Origin of the sequence: Timonella senegalensis JC301 (genome assembly GCF_000312125.1) — a bacterium.
GTDB lineage: Bacteria > Actinomycetota > Actinomycetes > Actinomycetales > Cellulomonadaceae > Timonella > Timonella senegalensis.
Genome location: NZ_HE978642.1, coordinates 411,584 through 427,045 on the forward strand (window position 1 = coordinate 411,584; position 15,462 = coordinate 427,045).

Genomic DNA, 15,462 nt, shown 5'->3' on the forward strand with positions numbered 1-15,462 from the left:
ATGGTTGTTTTGGTATCAAAACCTTGAATCGGGATGCCCGCATACCCCTCGAGAGGGGAGTGAGGCGCTGTCGGTCCCTCCTTCTTCCATGCTCCGAAGTAGTCGTAGGTCATCGGCATGATCCAGTCGAGGTACTTAGCGCCCTCCGCATAGTTGGCCGCATCGATCTTCCCGCCGGTAGTTCCGTCAGCAGCGATCGCCGACGTCACCAGGTCGTTTCCGAACTGGGCGCGAAGAGCCTTCAGAAGGCGAGGGTACGACTCGTAGCCCGAAGTGTCACAGGTCAATCCGCACTCGTTTGGGTACTCCCAGTCAATGTCGATGCCATCGAACACATCCGCCCAGCGTGGGTCCTCAACAAGATCACGGCAGGACTTGGCAAAGGCCTCGGGGTTCGCCGCTGCGGCGGAAAATCCTCCCGACCATGTCCAACCTCCGAACGACCAGATCACCTTGAGGTCCGGGTACTGTGCCTTGAGCTTACGCAACTGGTTGAAGTTGCCGCGAAGCGGCTGGTCCCACTTGTCTGCAACGCCATCGACGCTCTGGTCCGCGGTATACGACTTCTCGTAGTCCGCGTATGCATCGCCAATCGTGCACTTGCCGTTTTGCACGTTTCCGAACGCGTACAGAATGTGCGTGAGCTTGTCGGCCGAGCCCGACGTCTTGATGTTCTTCACGTGGTAGTTGCGCTGGTAGACGCCCCAGTTGGTGAAGTATCCAACAACCTTTTCAGTTCCGTTTCCAGGAACCTCTGGCACTGTGCCGTCAGTTGTACCGCCGTCGGTTGAACCACCGTCTGTGGTGCCACCGTCGGTTGTACCGCCGTCCGTGGTGCCGCCATCAGCCGTTCCGGCTGGAGAACACGGACCGAGGTTCTCCCACTGTCCCCACTGACCCGTAGTGCCGGGCGCTTGCCCCTGAGTCCACCACTTTGCACGCCAGATGTCACCGTTGTGTGATACGAGGTCTCCACCGTTGTAGACCTTGGTGGAAACGTAAGCGGCTGGGCAGTCTTCTGCGCCGCCGTTGGTGCTGCCACCAGCAGTTCCTCCCGCGGTTGAACCACCGTTAGTGGTGCCGCCATCAGTCGTTCCACCGTCGGTGGTGCCACCATCAGTCGCCTGGCCATCGGTGGTGCCACCGGTACTGCTGCCCACGTTCACGTCCATGCAGTTATAGAACGCGTTACCAGTATTGGAAACGTTCCAACGTGCCAGGATCGTGTGTTTGCCAGAAGGCAGGTTGGTCAGCGTGTGGTTGATGGTAGGTGAGGGCTGAGCCCCGCCCTGGTCGAAGGTCTGGTGGAGCTTGCCATCGACGAAGTACTCCCACAGGCTAGTGTTGTGTGCGGCTGTGAGCTTCCACTGGATGTTGATTGAAGAACCGATGTTCTTCACTGGCCAGGCCTTGGAGTTGTCGTCGAGAATCGAGAACTGGGCGTTTCCACCGGAACACTTCATGGAGCCCTTAGGGGCCTCAACGCTTTGTGGCTCATACTTGACGGAGCCACAGTCGAATGGGGTTGCGCCGGTTGCGCAGTTTGCCTGGCGGCTTGGTGGATCGGTGACCCAGCCGTGCGCTGAGGCGGGAAGGGCTGTCAGAGCGGGAAACACTGCTACGAATCCCATTGCTGCGACCACTGCGGCCGCGCGAAGTTTGTTTTTCATAGAGGGTGCTGCTTTCTTCAAGGAGCGGCGAGTTGCCGCGGTGTTAAGAGAGCAAGAGCATCAACTCGATGCCCAAAAGGTTCGCTTCCTCAGGTCCGAGGAAGCGAACCCTGGGATCCTAGGCGCAGCCTAGGAGTTTCAATTTGAACTAGCCTCGGTGGTTATTTGCTCGTGCAAGGACCGAGGTTCTGCCACTGGCCCCACTCGCCGGTGGTTCCGGGTGCTTGGCCCTGGGTCCACCACTTGGCGAGCCACACGTCTCCGTTGTGTGAAACCTTGGCTCCAGCCAGGTACACGGCTGCCGCGTCGTAGGCGGATGGGCACGAGGTGCTGGAACCGTCGGTGCTGCCACCGCTCGTCGTTCCACCATCGGTCGAGCCTCCGTCGGTCGATCCGCCATCTGTGCTGCCGCCGTCGGTGGTGCCACCCCCGCCTGGACCAACAAAGACATCAATGCAGTTGTAGAAGGCGTTGACCGTGTTGGAAACGTTCCAACGTGCCAGGATCGTGTGCTTACCTGCAGGTAGGTTGGTCAGCGTGTGGCTGATGGTCGGTGAAGGCTGAGCCCCACCCTGGTCGAAGGTCTGGTGGAGCTTACCGTCGACGAAGTACTCCCACAGGCTCGTGGCGTGGTTTGCCGTGAGCTTCCACTGGATGTTGACCGATGAACCTACGTTCTTTACTGGCCAGGCCTTGGAGTTGTCGTCGAGGATCGAGAATGCGGCGTTTCCACCTGAGCACTGCATCGAGCCCTTTGGAGCTTCTACGCTCTGCGGCTCGTACTTGACGGAGCCGCAGTCGAATGGGGTTGCGCCAGTTGCGCAGTTTGCCTGGCGGCTTGGAGGGTCAGTGACCCAGCCGTGTGCTGAGGCAGGAAGGGCGGTGAGAGCAGGGAAGATTGCAGCAAAACCCATTGCTGCAACCACTGCGGCCGCGCGGAATCTCTTCTTCACGAGTCTCCTTCTTTCTTTTGGTTCGAATTGCCATGGGCCTGAGCCCACGAAACCGGATGAGTCCGGTGCTTACTCGCGGTTGCGACTAAACCATTACGGAGTTAGTAAATTAGGCTTCCTAACAAATCCAAGGTTGCGGGTGTGCCGTAGTAGAAGCGTTATGTGATTGGCGGGTTGTGGTGGTGCCGTTGTGTAGCTCGCCGCGTTCATCTTTGAGCGCAAGCCTCGGTGTAGTCGAGTGTGCGGGCTGCGATTGCGGCTGGTGGAACCGCTGGTCATCGCTTGGTTGGTAATCCTTACTAACAAAATTCGCGCCCGCAATCGCTCCAAATGGGGAGTTTGCGCCATGGCTAATGCTTGGAATGCATGTTAGGCCTGATCAGAGGCTTGCAACGGGGCCATTTTTGTAACCCGGGCGAAATCGTGTAGAGTCATCTTTGTTGCCGGGACAGCACAAATTGCCGTCTCAGCACTTGAAATGCGGATGTGGCTCAGGGGTAGAGCATCACCTTGCCAAGGTGAGGGTCGCGGGTTCGAATCCCGTCATCCGCTCAGCAAAAAGACCTCGCTTTGGCGGGGTCTTTTGTCGTTTCTGCTTGCGGATGCTTTGACCTGTTGGTGGCGAGAACACGCTCGATCTGAGGTGTTGTCGTCGAGAAATCACCCGGCCGATTTTTTCATTCGTCCTGCTCAAACCCGCTTTTGAGTTACCTTTTTATTAGCGCCCCGATTGGGGTGTTAGGCGTTAGGACAAGGAGTAGGTCGTGGGACTGGAAGACATCGTCAACAAGGCCAAGGAAGTTCTCACCGGAGACAAGGCGGACGACCTTGCTGCGAAGGCTGGAGAAGCAAAGGACCAGGCTGCAGAGAAGGTTGCAACCGAAGCCGACGAACTCATTGCTAAGGCAAAGGAACTCATCTCTGACGAGCGCATTGACCAAATCGCAGAGGGCATCAAGAAGGTCACGCCTGACTCGATCGACTCAGGTGTGGACATGCTTGCTGACCAAGCAAAGAAGCTGAACGACTGATCAGTAATCGATCCAACACAAGCGATGTCAAAAAACTTGCTTGGAACTCGATAAGATGAGGGGTGCCACTTGAAGTGGTACCCCTCATTTATTTCAATGAACTTTTAATTGGAGGACACAATCGTGTCGGACGTCGCTGTATCGCCACCGCAAGTCACATTCAGCCTGAATGGAGTCGAGACTACGGTGGCTTCCGGGACTACCGGCACCGAGTTGTTCTCGGAGCAGCGTGACGTAGTTGTGCTTCGCGTCAACGGGGAACTCAAGGATCTGTTCTTTGCACCCGAGCAGGGTGACGTTGTTGAAGGCGTCCTCATTTCGGAGCCTGACGGACTCAACGTACTTCGTCACTCTGCCGCGCACGTGCTCGCACAGGCTGTTCAGAACATCAACCCCGAGGCAAAGCTTGGTATTGGACCTCCCATCACGGACGGCTTCTACTACGACTTTGACGTAGAGGTTCCGTTCGCCCCCGAAGACCTCAAGGCCCTCGAGAAGCAGATGATGCGCATCATCAAGGAGGGGCAGACCTTCCGTCGTCGCGTGATCACGGAGGCTCAGGGGCAGAGCGAACTCGCGAACGAGCCCTACAAGATCGAACTCATCAGTCTCAAGGGAAACTCCGATGAGGCTGGCGAAGGCGCAAACGTTGAGGTTGGCGCGGGCGAGTTGACCATCTATGAAAACGTCCGCCGTAACGGAGAGGTCGCATGGCAGGACCTCTGCCGCGGTCCTCACCTGCCCAGCACCAAGCTGATTGGCAATGGCTTCAAGCTCATGCGCTCGGCCGCAGCGTACTGGCGTGGAAGCGAAAAGAACCCAATGCTGCAGCGTGTCTACGGAACCGCGTGGCCAAGTAAAGAAGAGCTGACCGCACACCTCGACCGTATCGCTGAGGCTGAGCGACGCGATCACCGCCGCCTCGGCGCCCAGATGGACCTGTTCTCGTTCCCTGACTCGATTGGTTCGGGCCTGCCAGTGTTCCATCCCAAGGGCGGAGTCATCCGCACCGAGATGGAAGATTACTCGCGCAAGCGCCACATCGAGGCTGGCTACTCGTTCGTCAACACCCCTCACATCACCAAGGGGCACCTGTACGAGATCTCCGGACACCTCGACTGGTACCGCGACGGCATGTTCCCCGCGATGCACATCGACGAGGAAGTGAACGACGAGGGGGTAGTGGTCAAGCCCGGCCAGGACTACTACCTCAAGCCGATGAACTGCCCAATGCACAACCTCATCTTTGACGCACGTGGTCGTTCGTACCGCGAGTTGCCATTGCGTCTCTTTGAGTTCGGAACTGTGTACCGCTACGAGAAGTCCGGCGTTGTGCACGGCCTTACACGTGTCCGGGGGTTGACCCAGGACGACGCGCACATCTACTGCACCAAGGAGCAGATGAAGGATGAGCTGAAGAACACCCTGAAGTTTGTTCTTGACCTGCTCGCCGACTACGGTCTGGATGACTTCTACCTTGAGCTGTCCACCAAGAACCCAGAGAAGTTCGTTGGTGAGGATGACGTGTGGGAAGAAGCCACCGAAACCCTTCGTCAGGTTGCCACCGAGTCTGGACTCGACCTTGTGCCAGACCCGGGTGGAGCTGCGTTCTACGGACCGAAGATCTCGGTCCAGGCGCGCGACGCCATCGGGCGTACATGGCAGATGTCGACGATTCAGCTCGACTTCAACCTGCCCGAGCGATTCGACCTCGAGTATGCAGCTGCTGACGGCACCCGCCAGCGCCCGGTTATGATCCACCGCGCACTGTTTGGTTCGATTGAACGCTTCTTCGGCGTCTTGCTCGAGCACTACGCGGGCAACTTCCCAGTGTGGCTTGCTCCCGTCCAGGTCACCGCGATCCCCGTTGCGGAGCCGTTCAACGGCTACCTCGGTGAAATCGTAGAGCGACTCAAGGCGCAGGGCGTGCGTGCTGAGCTTGACGACTCAACTGAGCGTTTCCCCAAGAAGATTCGTAATGCATCGCAGTCCAAGGTTCCGTTCACGATCATCGCCGGCGGTGAGGATGCGGAGGCAAACGCCGTCTCGTTCCGCTTCCGCGATGGATCGCAGGAGAACGGTATCCCCGTGGAGGACGCAATTGCGCGGATTCTTGAGGCGATCAAGACTCGTGCTCAGGTCTAATTAAGTGTGAAAGGTGGGGCGGGCCGGTGGCCCGCCCCACCTTTGTTTGGCCTAGTTGTTGCGTTTTGTAGGTGCGCGGAACAGAGTGGACCTGCGGGATGAATCGAAACGGAGTTTAAAGTGACAGTTGAGGATGCGTCCGAGTTCGCGGGGGAACGCGACGGCCTGGGCCGCCTGTGGACTCCGCACCGCATGGCCTATATCGGCGGTGAGAGTAAGCCAAAGGACGGGAGCATTAGCGCCTGCCCGTTCTGTGCAATTCCTGCGGGGACTGACGAGGACGGTCTGATTGTGGCACGCGGTGAGCACGCTTACGTCGTGCTCAACCTGTTCCCCTACAACTCCGGTCACCTTATGATCGTGCCGTTCGAGCACGTCTCAATGTACGCCGACATATCCGACCAGGTCGTCCTCGAAATGGGTCGGCTCACGCAGCACGCCGTGCGCGCGCTCACGCACGCGATGAATCCGAGCGGCTTCAATATCGGTATGAATCAGGGCGAGGCTGGGGGAGCCGGGATCGCCGCTCACCTCCATCAGCACGTTGTCCCGCGCTGGGTAGGGGACTCGAATTTCTTCCCGATCATCGGCCAGGTCAAGGCAATGCCCGCCTTCCTCGGAGACACCCGTGAGCAGCTGGCACGTGCTTGGGCACTCACCGCAGATGACCACTCAGGCGAGTGAATCGTCGTTAGTAAAGGCGCCTGATTTACGACGATGGGGCTGGGTTCTCAACTAAGAACCCAGCCCCATCGTGGTTGCGTCGCCAGTTAGAGCGCTGGCGAAACTAGGATCTTAACGGCAGTTTCGTTGTGGTTAATGAGGGTGTCAAATCCTTCGTTGACCAGGCCGTCGAGGCCGATCTTGCCGGTGATGAATGGCTTCAGGTCGACCTTGCCAGACTTTACGAGCTCGATAGTCGCGGGGTGGTCGTTTGCGTAGGCGATCGAGCCAACGAGCGCAATCTCCTTGAGGACGACCTTGTGTACGTCAACGGAGGCACGCTTGGACCAGATTGAGACGATGACGACGGTTGCGCGTGGTCGAACAGCCTCGATAAGGGTGTCAAGCACTGCGTTCACTGAGGTGCACTCGAACGCCATGTCGGCGCCGACACCGTTGGTCTTGGACTTGACGAACTCGACCACGTCCTCTTTGGATGGGTCGACAACGAAGTCGGCCACCCCGGAGGAGAGCGCCTTTTCCTTGCGCGCTTCCGAGAGCTCAGACATGATGACCGTGACGCCGAGAGCCTTCAGGACTGCGGAGGTGAGCAGACCGATTGGGCCTGCGCCTCCGACCAGTGCAACCTGGCCAGACTGTGGGTTGGCGAGCATTGCGGCGTGGTGTCCCACCGACAGTGGCTCGATGAGGGCTGCCTCATCCAGCGGGATGTCGCCGACTGGGTGTACCCAGCGCTGGTCAACGACGACCTTTTCGGACAGACCGCCACCACCGCCGGCGAGGCCGATGAAGCCCATCTTGACGCAAAGGTTGTAGTGGCCGGCCTTGCACTGTGCACACTCGTTGCACACGAAGTAGGGCTCAACAATGACCGAGTCTCCGACGGCGAGGCCGGTAACGCCCTCACCGAGTGCGGAGACCGTTCCGGAGAACTCGTGGCCCATGGTGACGGGGTAGGACTCGCCGGAGAGTGGGTGTTCGTGGCCGGGCTCAGAGATGAAGATCGGGCCCTCGAGGAACTCGTGCAGGTCGGAACCGCAGATACCGCACCACGCAATATCAATTGCTACCGCTCCTGGGCGTAGCTCTGGTGCTGGGATGTCTTCGATCCGAATATCGCGTTGGCCGTGGAAACGTGCAGCTCTCATGTTTTCTCCCTAAACGGTGTGTGTCGTACGTTTCAATTCAACAACTTCATCGGCGAAATAGACAGTCGGCCAGATCACTTTTGGGTGACACGCGGAACACTTCTGCCAAACTGTTTTCCTTAAGACGGCAGATGGAGCGATGTGCTCAAAAATCCTCGCCCAGGGACCCTTGAAAATCCGCGCGCGTCAGCCCTCAGTTGGATGTTGGCCCCACCGGAAGAGTGGAACGGGTCACCAAAATGTTTCAGACTCGCGCAGATAACCCGATGGCGGGCGGTGATGCGGCAAGATAGGAGTGCGCCGAACTGCGGCGAAGAGATGGAAAAGAGGAGCAAAGTGCTCAACGGTCTGCGAGGCCTCATGGCAAAGATCTTCAATCCGGTAGCGGCGCTGCTGCTTCGAATTGGGGTGTCGCCGGATGCTGTCACAATCACGGGAACCATCGCAGTAGTCATCACAGCTCTGTGGGCGTTCCCAACCGGGCACATCGCTGCAGGATCTCTCCTCATTGGACTTTTCGTCTTTACCGACTCACTCGACGGCACGATGGCGCGCTTGTCCGGTCGTGCAGGCAAGTGGGGAGCATTCCTCGACTCAACGCTCGATCGCCTCGCCGACGCCGCGATCTTTGTGGGTCTGGCCGCATACTTCCTTCGCCACGGCGAGTCTGAGTGGGCCACCCTCGGCGCAATCGTCTCTATGATGTGCCTCGTGTTCGGCCTGCTGGTCTCGTACTCCCGTGCCCGCGCCGAGGGGCTAGGCATGGACGGAAACGTTGGAATCGCAGAGCGTCCCGAACGCCTGCTCATCTCGTTGCTCGCCGCCTGCATCGCAGGATTCGCGCACAACGACGCGATTCTTGTGTACGCACTAGGGTTCCTCGCAGCGGCCAGCATCATTACCTTTATCCAGCGCATCATGCACGTGCGCAAGCAGGCCGTCGCGGCAGTAAACGAGAGTAACTGACTGATGGCATTCAATCTCTTTGGTTTTGCGTGGAAGCACGCGCACAAAGTCCCGGCACCGATCTTCCGAGGGGCGCTCAACCTTGGCGCCGACTTCAGTTGGCTGACCAAAGCTGGGGGAGTGAAGCAGCTCGAAAAGAACCTGGGTCGAGTTCGCCCTGAACTCGACCACAAGGGGATCAGGAAGCTTTCCCGCATGGGAATGCGCTCCTACATGCGGTACTACGGCGAGGCTTTCATCCTCACCTCGCTGACACAGGAACAGGTTGATGCCCGGGTGCGCACCGAGGGCGACGCCCCGATACGCGCGGCAATCGCTGCCGGAAAGGCGCCAATACTTGGCCTGTCGCACCAAGGGAACTGGGACCTTGCCGGCGTGTGGGCCAGCCGAGAGCTTGCCCCGGTTCTCACTGTGGCTGAGCGTCTCAAGCCCGAGGAAGTCTTCCAGGAGTTCCTCGCGTTCAGGCAAAAGTTGGGGATGCGGATTCTGGCTGCCGGCGATCAAGGAGTATTCCGCGAACTGCTGCGCAGCGCCGGCCGTGGCGGAGAGATGATCTGCCTCCTTGCCGACCGAGATCTCTCTGCCTCCGGAGTGGAGGTCACCTACTTTGGCACCGCAGCTCGCGTGGCGGCTGGACCTGCAGCGCTTGCCGTTGGCGCCAACGCACCACTGTTTCCCACTGGTATCTTCTACGAGCGACTCACAGGCACACGGCGCAAGGCTGCCGGTAGTCCGTGGGGAATCGTGCTCAAGTTCCATCCCGCAGTGGAGGTGCCAGCCGAGGGATCCAAGAACGAAAAGATCGCCGCAGTGAGCCAGGCGTGGATCAACCAGGTGGCACAGACCATTCAGGAACATCCAGAAGACTGGCACATGCTGCAGAAGGTCTTCATCGAGGACCTCGATCCGGAACGCTACGCAAAAACCCTACAGAAGGCGGATGAACATGGAGCAGCGTAAGTTGCGCGTGGGAATTGTTTGTCCCTACTCGTTCGACGCCCCCGGCGGCGTGCAGTTCCACATTCGCGATCTCGCTGAGGCACTCATCGAGCAGGGGCACTCCGTTTCCGTTTTGGCGCCGGCCGACGATGATACCCCGATCCCCGAGTACATGACCTCCGGTGGCAAGGCCATCCCGATCAAGTACAACGGCTCCGTAGCCCGGCTAGCCTTCGGCCCGGTGGCGGCCGCACGCGTGCGAAAATGGCTCCGAGAGGGCCAGTTTGACGTGCTCCACCTGCACGAGCCCATGACGCCGTCGCTCTCCATGCTCGCACTGTGGATTGCCCGTGGGCCAATCGTGGGAACTTTCCACACGGCACTTATTCGCTCCCGTGCATTGCAGCTCGTGTTCCCAATGGTGCGTCCGAGCCTCGAGAAGTTCGCGGCGCGCATCGCCGTTTCTGAGGACGCCCGGCGCACACTCATCGACCACCTCGGTGGGGACGCTGTGGTCATCCCCAACGGCGTCTACGTTCAGACATTTGAAGACGCACAGCCCGTGAGTAAATGGCAAGGTACTGAATCTGCCCCAACTATTGCTTTCCTGGGGCGGCTCGATGAACCGCGTAAGGGTCTACAGGTCCTCGCCGGTGCCGTCAGCAAGGTCCGCGAGAGCTACCCCAATGCGCGATTCCTCGTAGCTGGCAAGGGCGACGAAGGAAAAGCTCTGGCCATCGACACTCTTGGCGAGGACGCAGCGGCCGTTGAGTTCCTTGGGGCAATCACAGACCAGGAGAAAGCCGAACTGCTTTCGTCAGTCGACCTCTACATCGCGCCGCAGACGGGTGGCGAATCGTTTGGCATCGTGCTCGTCGAGGCGATGAGCGCGGGGGCAGCAGTCGTTGCCAGCAACCTTGGCGCGTTTGAACGAGTCCTCGACTACGGGCGAGCCGGGTTTATGTTCCAGAACGGCAACTCCGAGGACCTCGCTGACAAGATTGTTGAAGCGCTCTCGAACCCGGCGGAGCGGAGGCGGCGGCGGGACGCAGCGTCCGAGTTTGTGCGCCAGTTCGACTGGTCTGAGGTGACCAGCAAGGTGCTCACCGTGTACGAAATGGTGCTCTCCGCCTCCGCCGCACTGGGCAAGGTCGAAGAAGACCCGCAATCGATTCGAACTTCGCGAAAGGCTGGCGCATAGACATGACCTGGTCAGAAATCGCAGTCCTGGTCATCGTGATCGTTGCCATTGGACTGACTATCGCTGTCACTTCGGCTCGGCGTCTCGACCGCCTACACCGAAAGGTTGTGGCATCGCGGTTGGCGCTCGACTCCCAGCTGTTGCGACGCGCGCATGCGACGGGTGAGTTGGCTGCCTCCGGTCTACTTGATCCCGTGAGCTCAGTATTACTCGCCGACGCCACGGCGTCCGTGATTGGTGTCTCGGGCGATGGCGACCATGAACTCATTACGGCAATGCCCGATCTCTCGGAACTCGTAGCCGCACACCGAGATGCCCAAAAAGATGGTCTTCCACGCTTGGCAGTGAACCAAGCGCTCAGTGGAAGCCTCGGCGACGGGCGTGAGGCCCGCGAGTCGGGACTGACCGCGGTAGTCGATGAAGTGCTCGGCGACAAGGAAGAGTCCGCCGCTCTATACCTAGACGAAGACGGTGCAGCTCTGCTCGGCGCGCTCTCAAGCGCCTGGTACAGGGTCCAACTTGCGCGACGCTTCCACAATGAGTCCGTCCTACAGGCTCAGCGAGTCCGATCGAACCCCCTTGTCAGGTTCTTCCGCCTGGCGGGATTCGCGGCGATGCCCACAACCGTTGAGCTTGACGACGGCTGGCCGGCGGGGCTGCGTCAGGTGACTTCGCTTTCCGCCCGCGCCGCAAACAGCCCTTCGCGGTCGCAGCAGTGACCACGGAGAACCACAAATGGCTGGACGATCCGGCCGACCTGAACGGTGAACTCGAGGGGGTAAGCGGCTTGCCGCTTCGACACGCAGCCCGAGTGCTCCTTATCAATGAGCTTGGGCACGTGCTCGTGGTCAAAGGCCACGATGAGGACAACCCGAGCCGCAGTTGGTGGTTCACCATCGGCGGAGGGATCGAGCCGGGGGAGAGCCCGCGCTCGGCGGCCGTGCGCGAGCTCCTCGAAGAAACCGGAATAGCGCTCGATGAGAATGCCCTCGAAGGACCGGTCATGGAGCGTACCTCGCTCTTTGACTTCTACGTGCAACCCATCGTCCAGCATGAGATGTACTATTTTGCCCGAGTGAACGGAAACCACGCGCTGGATCGCAGCGGATGGACTGAGAACGAAGTCGGATTCATGGACGACCTTGCATGGCTCAGCCCGACGGACCTCAACGAATCAGGACTAGAGGTTTTTCCGCAGGGGCTAGCCACAATCGTCGAAAATTTGGCTAAAAATGGCTGGGACGGGACAGTCATCACGGTCGGCCTAGAATAGGCCGTGCGCCCGGCGCGAGGCTGGAAAGTGGCCAACTAGACTCCTCCTCCCGGCGTCACCCGGCGAGGACTGCGCAGAAGTTGGCCAAAAGCAGGTAAAATCGACGGTGCGAAGTGTTGGCGTGAACGCCGGAGCCAAGCCCGTTGAAATCAAGTGGTCTTGAGCGAACCCACAAGCAGGGCCGCGATGAACGCCAGACACCGCCTCAAGAACTTCAACACAACAAGGAGTCCACTTCCATGTCCGGTCACTCCAAATGGGCCACTACCAAGCACAAGAAGGCCATCATTGACCAGAAGCGCGCAAAGTCGTTCGCGAAGCTGATCAAGAACATCGAAGTTGCCGCGCGCATCGGTGGCGCGGACATCAGCGGAAACCCCGCTCTTGACCTCGCAGTCACCAAGGCCAAGAAGACCTCGGTCCCCAACGACAACATTGACCGCGCAATCAAGCGTGGAGCTGGCCTCATCGAGGGTGGCGCTGACTACCAGACCATCATGTACGAAGGCTACGCACCTGGCGGAATCGCCGTGCTCGTTGAATGCCTCACCGACAACAAGAACCGCTCCGCAGCAGACGTCCGCGTGGCGTTTACTCGCTCCGGTGGCCAGATGGCTGACCCAGGTTCAGTGGCATACATGTTCTCCCGCAAGGGCCAGTTCATCGTGCCAAAGGGCGAACTAACTGAAGACGACCTCATGATGATGGTTCTTGAGGCTGGCGCAGAAGAAATCACCGACGAGGGCGAAAACTTCGAGATTATCTGCGAGCCAGGAGACGTTGCTGCTGTCCGTGACGCGCTCAAGGCAGAGGGCATCGAATACGACGACGAGTCGGTGTGGTACCCGGGCACCAAGATTGAGGTCGACGCGGACGGTGTCCGCAAGGTCATGCGCCTTATCGACGCACTCGAAGACTCGGACGATGTCCAGAACGTCTACTCCAACTTCGACGCCTCCGACGAGGTCATGGCAGAGCTCGAAGCAGACGACTGATTCGACCCGCTTACCGATAGGTGAGCGTAGACCGCCTGATTTTGGCGACGAGAGGGCACACACATGCGCATACTGGGCGTTGACCCAGGGCTGACCCGCTGCGGAATCGGAGTTGTCGATTCGGTGGCGGGTCGTCGTGCCCGGCTCGTGGGTGTTGGCGTGGCGCGCTCATCCACGGAACTGAGCGTGGATATGCGCCTGCTCAAGATCTCGGAGCAGCTTGACGAATGGATGGACCGGTACCTACCAGACGTCGTAGCCATCGAGCGCGTCTTCGCCCAGAACAACGTGTCCACGGTAATGGGGACTGCGCAGGTTGCGGGGCTCGCTATGGTTGCGGCTGCGCGCCGGTCCGTTCCGGTGGCGATGCACACGCCCTCCGAGGTAAAGGCAGCCGTGACCGGGTCGGGCGGCGCCGAAAAGGCGCAGGTCCAGAAGATGGTGGCCAACATCCTCAATCTTGACGAAATCCCTAAACCTGCAGATGCCGCCGACGCTCTCGCCATCGCGATCACGCACCTGTGGCGACCCTCCGGAATCCTGGACAAGGCGGAGCGATTCGAGATGACCGCCGCGCAACGTCAGTGGGCTGCCGCAGAGCAAGCGGCGCGCCGAGCACGCGGAGTGCGCTGAGGTTGTTAGGCTCGTTCGTACGTATGTTCTAGCAGATTGGTTCTCGCGCCCACAATGATTGCTTCCCTGACCGGAACCGTCACGGTCGTTCGCCTCAACTCCGTTGTCCTCGACGTAGGGGGAGTTGGGTATCTCGTGTACGCGACCCCCAACACGCTCGCCACGCTTCGTTCTGGCGAACAGGCGAGCCTCGCAACGTACCTCGTTGTGCGCGAAGACTCGATGACGCTGTACGGGTTCGGTGACCCGGATGACCGCGAGGTCTTTGAGATTGTCCAGACTGTTTCTGGCGTGGGGCCTCGACTGGCTCTCGCGATGCTCGCGGTGCACTCTGCCAACGATATCCGTATGGCGGTGATCAATCAGGACGTCAAGGCGCTCACTCGGGTACCGGGCGTCGGGCCAAAGGTAGCCCAGCGCATTCTGCTCGAGCTCGCCGGAAAGATGGCGGCGCCCGTTATCGTTCAGGGCAAGGGCGGACCAGTTCCCGTTGCGCAGACAGACGAGCGTTCCCAGGTCATCGAGGCGTTGGTCTCGCTGGGATGGAACGCCAAGGCTGCGGAAGATGCTGTGGAAACTGTCCTCAAGGACAAGGGCGAATCCATTGTGGTTTCTGCTGCCGTTCCATCCACTCTGCGCTCTGCGCTCAAGGTGCTAGGCGGCCAGCGTGGCTGAGAGCACGTACGACACCGACGGGTCGATCTACCCGCACGAGGACGAATCGATGAGCATCGGCTCCGAGCGCATCACGTCCGCCGGGGCGGACGACATCGAGCGTGCCGCTGAGGCCGCGCTGCGACCCAAGTCGCTCAATGACTTTGTGGGGCAGCGGGTCGTGCGCGATCAGCTCTCGCTCGTGCTCGACGCGGCCAAGGGCCGCGGCGCCTCACCCGACCACGTGCTGCTGTCCGGCCCTCCCGGCCTCGGAAAGACGACCCTCGCAATGATCATTGCCGCGGAACTCGGGGTGTCGCTTCGCGTCACCTCCGGCCCCGCGATTCAGCACGCCGGAGACCTGGCAGCGGTGCTGTCCTCTCTGGATGAGGGCGAAGTCCTATTTATCGACGAGATACACCGGCTGGCACGGCCCGCTGAGGAACTCCTCTACGTGGCAATGGAAGACTTCCGCGTGGACGTGGTGGTGGGTAAGGGCGCTGGTGCAAGCGCGATCCCTTTGAGTCTGCCGCGGTTCACTGCGGTGGGCGCTACAACGCGTGCAGGCCTCCTGCCTGCACCTCTGCGTGACCGTTTCGGCTTTACTGGACACCTTGACTTCTACGATGCCGGCGAGCTTGAGAGAGTCATCACGCGATCTGCGGGTCTGCTTGGTGTAGATCTTGACGGCGATGCAGCAGCCGAGATCGCCTCGCGCTCGCGCGGCACCCCGCGTATTGCAAACCGGCTTCTACGCCGAGTCCGGGACTGGGCTCAAGTGCGTGGAACCGGCCGCTTGGACCTTGCCGCTGCGCGGGCTGCGCTTGAGGTTTATGAGGTAGATAAGTTGGGGCTGGACAGGCTGGACAGGGCGGTCCTCACCGCACTGTGCACGAGGTTTGGCGGAGGTCCTGTAGGGCTGTCAACTCTCGCTGTTACAGTTGGGGAAGAGCCCGAAACCGTGGAAACGGTTGCCGAGCCCTACCTCGTTCGCGAGGGACTGATGGGCCGCACACCACGAGGTCGAATTGCCACTCCACTCACGTGGAAACACCTCGGGCTTGTCCCACCAGCGGATGCCGGCTCGAACGCTTCTTGAGTGATCTGTAAGTCATGCGCGGTGCCCGCGGATGATTCGATGGCACTTTTCGCACTTCACACTCGTTAGAA

General features: G+C 59.9%; 15 protein-coding genes and 1 tRNA gene. 13 read left to right on the forward strand and 3 right to left on the reverse strand.

Annotated elements, in window-relative coordinates; all coding sequences use genetic code 11:
• Together HGSM_RS14085 and HGSM_RS06395 are read right to left on the reverse strand one after the other, a co-directional pair.
• A partial coding sequence (locus tag HGSM_RS14085; protein WP_019147914.1) for a glycosyl hydrolase family 18 protein occupies positions 1-1,670 on the reverse strand: 1,670 nt, incomplete at its 3' end.
• Between the two features lie 161 nt (positions 1,671-1,831).
• The gene (locus HGSM_RS06395; RefSeq protein WP_019147915.1) at positions 1,832-2,623 is read right to left on the reverse strand and encodes a lytic polysaccharide monooxygenase; all 792 of its coding nucleotides are present in this window, start codon (positions 2,621-2,623) and stop codon (positions 1,832-1,834) included.
• A gap of 480 nt (positions 2,624-3,103) precedes the next feature.
• Here HGSM_RS06395 and HGSM_RS06400 point away from each other — a divergent pair.
• From HGSM_RS06400 to HGSM_RS06415, 4 genes are all read left to right on the forward strand, one after another.
• Positions 3,104-3,175 (forward strand) — tRNA-Gly (locus tag HGSM_RS06400).
• A gap of 212 nt (positions 3,176-3,387) precedes the next feature.
• Complete coding sequence (locus HGSM_RS06405; RefSeq protein WP_019147916.1) at positions 3,388-3,654, forward strand: hypothetical protein; 267 nt, start codon at positions 3,388-3,390, stop codon at positions 3,652-3,654.
• A 186-nt stretch (positions 3,655-3,840) separates the two neighbouring features.
• The gene (gene thrS / locus HGSM_RS06410) at positions 3,841-5,799 is read left to right on the forward strand and encodes a threonine--tRNA ligase (protein WP_407635108.1); all 1,959 of its coding nucleotides are present in this window, start codon (positions 3,841-3,843) and stop codon (positions 5,797-5,799) included.
• Between the two features lie 120 nt (positions 5,800-5,919).
• Positions 5,920-6,483 (forward strand): HIT family protein, encoded by a 564-nt coding sequence (locus HGSM_RS06415; RefSeq protein WP_019147918.1) that lies wholly within the window; start codon positions 5,920-5,922, stop codon positions 6,481-6,483.
• Positions 6,484-6,569: 86 nt separating this feature from the next.
• Here the strand turns inward: HGSM_RS06415 and HGSM_RS06420 are convergent, their stop codons facing one another.
• The gene (locus HGSM_RS06420) at positions 6,570-7,631 is read right to left on the reverse strand and encodes a 2,3-butanediol dehydrogenase (RefSeq protein ID WP_019147919.1); all 1,062 of its coding nucleotides are present in this window, start codon (positions 7,629-7,631) and stop codon (positions 6,570-6,572) included.
• Positions 7,632-7,967: 336 nt separating this feature from the next.
• On the opposite strand from HGSM_RS06420, the gene pgsA reads away from it, so the two are divergent.
• From pgsA to ruvB, 9 genes are all read left to right on the forward strand, one after another.
• Entirely contained in the window at positions 7,968-8,597 is a 630-nt protein-coding gene (gene pgsA, locus HGSM_RS06425; protein ID WP_040594810.1) for a phosphatidylinositol phosphate synthase, read from the forward strand.
• A 3-nt stretch (positions 8,598-8,600) separates the two neighbouring features.
• Positions 8,601-9,557 (forward strand): phosphatidylinositol mannoside acyltransferase, encoded by a 957-nt coding sequence (locus HGSM_RS06430; protein ID WP_019147921.1) that lies wholly within the window; start codon positions 8,601-8,603, stop codon positions 9,555-9,557.
• Positions 9,544-10,737, forward strand: a complete 1,194-nt coding sequence (locus HGSM_RS06435; protein WP_040594699.1) for a glycosyltransferase family 4 protein — start codon at positions 9,544-9,546, stop codon at positions 10,735-10,737. The genes HGSM_RS06430 and HGSM_RS06435 overlap by 14 nt, the downstream gene beginning before the upstream one ends.
• A 2-nt stretch (positions 10,738-10,739) precedes the next feature.
• On the forward strand, positions 10,740-11,456 hold the full coding sequence (locus HGSM_RS06440) for a hypothetical protein (RefSeq protein WP_019147923.1): 717 nt from the start codon (positions 10,740-10,742) through the stop codon (positions 11,454-11,456).
• Entirely contained in the window at positions 11,453-12,010 is a 558-nt protein-coding gene (locus HGSM_RS06445; protein WP_019147924.1) for an NUDIX hydrolase, read from the forward strand. The genes HGSM_RS06440 and HGSM_RS06445 overlap by 4 nt, the downstream gene beginning before the upstream one ends.
• A 239-nt stretch (positions 12,011-12,249) precedes the next feature.
• The gene (locus HGSM_RS06450; RefSeq protein WP_019147925.1) at positions 12,250-13,005 is read left to right on the forward strand and encodes a YebC/PmpR family DNA-binding transcriptional regulator; all 756 of its coding nucleotides are present in this window, start codon (positions 12,250-12,252) and stop codon (positions 13,003-13,005) included.
• A 63-nt stretch (positions 13,006-13,068) separates the two neighbouring features.
• Positions 13,069-13,638, forward strand: a complete 570-nt coding sequence (ruvC, locus tag HGSM_RS06455) for a crossover junction endodeoxyribonuclease RuvC (protein WP_019147926.1) — start codon at positions 13,069-13,071, stop codon at positions 13,636-13,638.
• A gap of 54 nt (positions 13,639-13,692) precedes the next feature.
• Positions 13,693-14,313, forward strand: a complete 621-nt coding sequence (gene ruvA / locus HGSM_RS06460) for a Holliday junction branch migration protein RuvA (protein WP_019147927.1) — start codon at positions 13,693-13,695, stop codon at positions 14,311-14,313.
• A 49-nt stretch (positions 14,314-14,362) separates the two neighbouring features.
• Positions 14,363-15,391, forward strand: a complete 1,029-nt coding sequence (gene ruvB / locus HGSM_RS06465; RefSeq protein ID WP_040594813.1) for a Holliday junction branch migration DNA helicase RuvB — start codon at positions 14,363-14,365, stop codon at positions 15,389-15,391.
• Positions 15,392-15,462 lie beyond the last annotated feature (71 nt).

Bases quoted from the DNA above. Each gene is read 5' to 3' on its own strand.
- HGSM_RS06420 (WP_019147919.1), bottom strand. From the start codon at position 7,631: ATGAGAGCTGCACGTTTCCACGGCCAACGCGATATTCGGATCGAAGAC.
- HGSM_RS06430 (WP_019147921.1), top strand. From the start codon at position 8,601: ATGGCATTCAATCTCTTTGGTTTTGCGTGGAAGCACGCGCACAAAGTC.
- HGSM_RS06435 (WP_040594699.1), top strand. From the start codon at position 9,544: ATGGAGCAGCGTAAGTTGCGCGTGGGAATTGTTTGTCCCTACTCGTTC.
- HGSM_RS06440 (WP_019147923.1), top strand. From the start codon at position 10,740: ATGACCTGGTCAGAAATCGCAGTCCTGGTCATCGTGATCGTTGCCATT.
- HGSM_RS06450 (WP_019147925.1), top strand. From the start codon at position 12,250: ATGTCCGGTCACTCCAAATGGGCCACTACCAAGCACAAGAAGGCCATC.
- ruvC (WP_019147926.1), top strand. From the start codon at position 13,069: ATGCGCATACTGGGCGTTGACCCAGGGCTGACCCGCTGCGGAATCGGA.
- ruvA (WP_019147927.1), top strand. From the start codon at position 13,693: ATGATTGCTTCCCTGACCGGAACCGTCACGGTCGTTCGCCTCAACTCC.
- ruvB (WP_040594813.1), top strand. From the start codon at position 14,363: ATGAGCATCGGCTCCGAGCGCATCACGTCCGCCGGGGCGGACGACATC.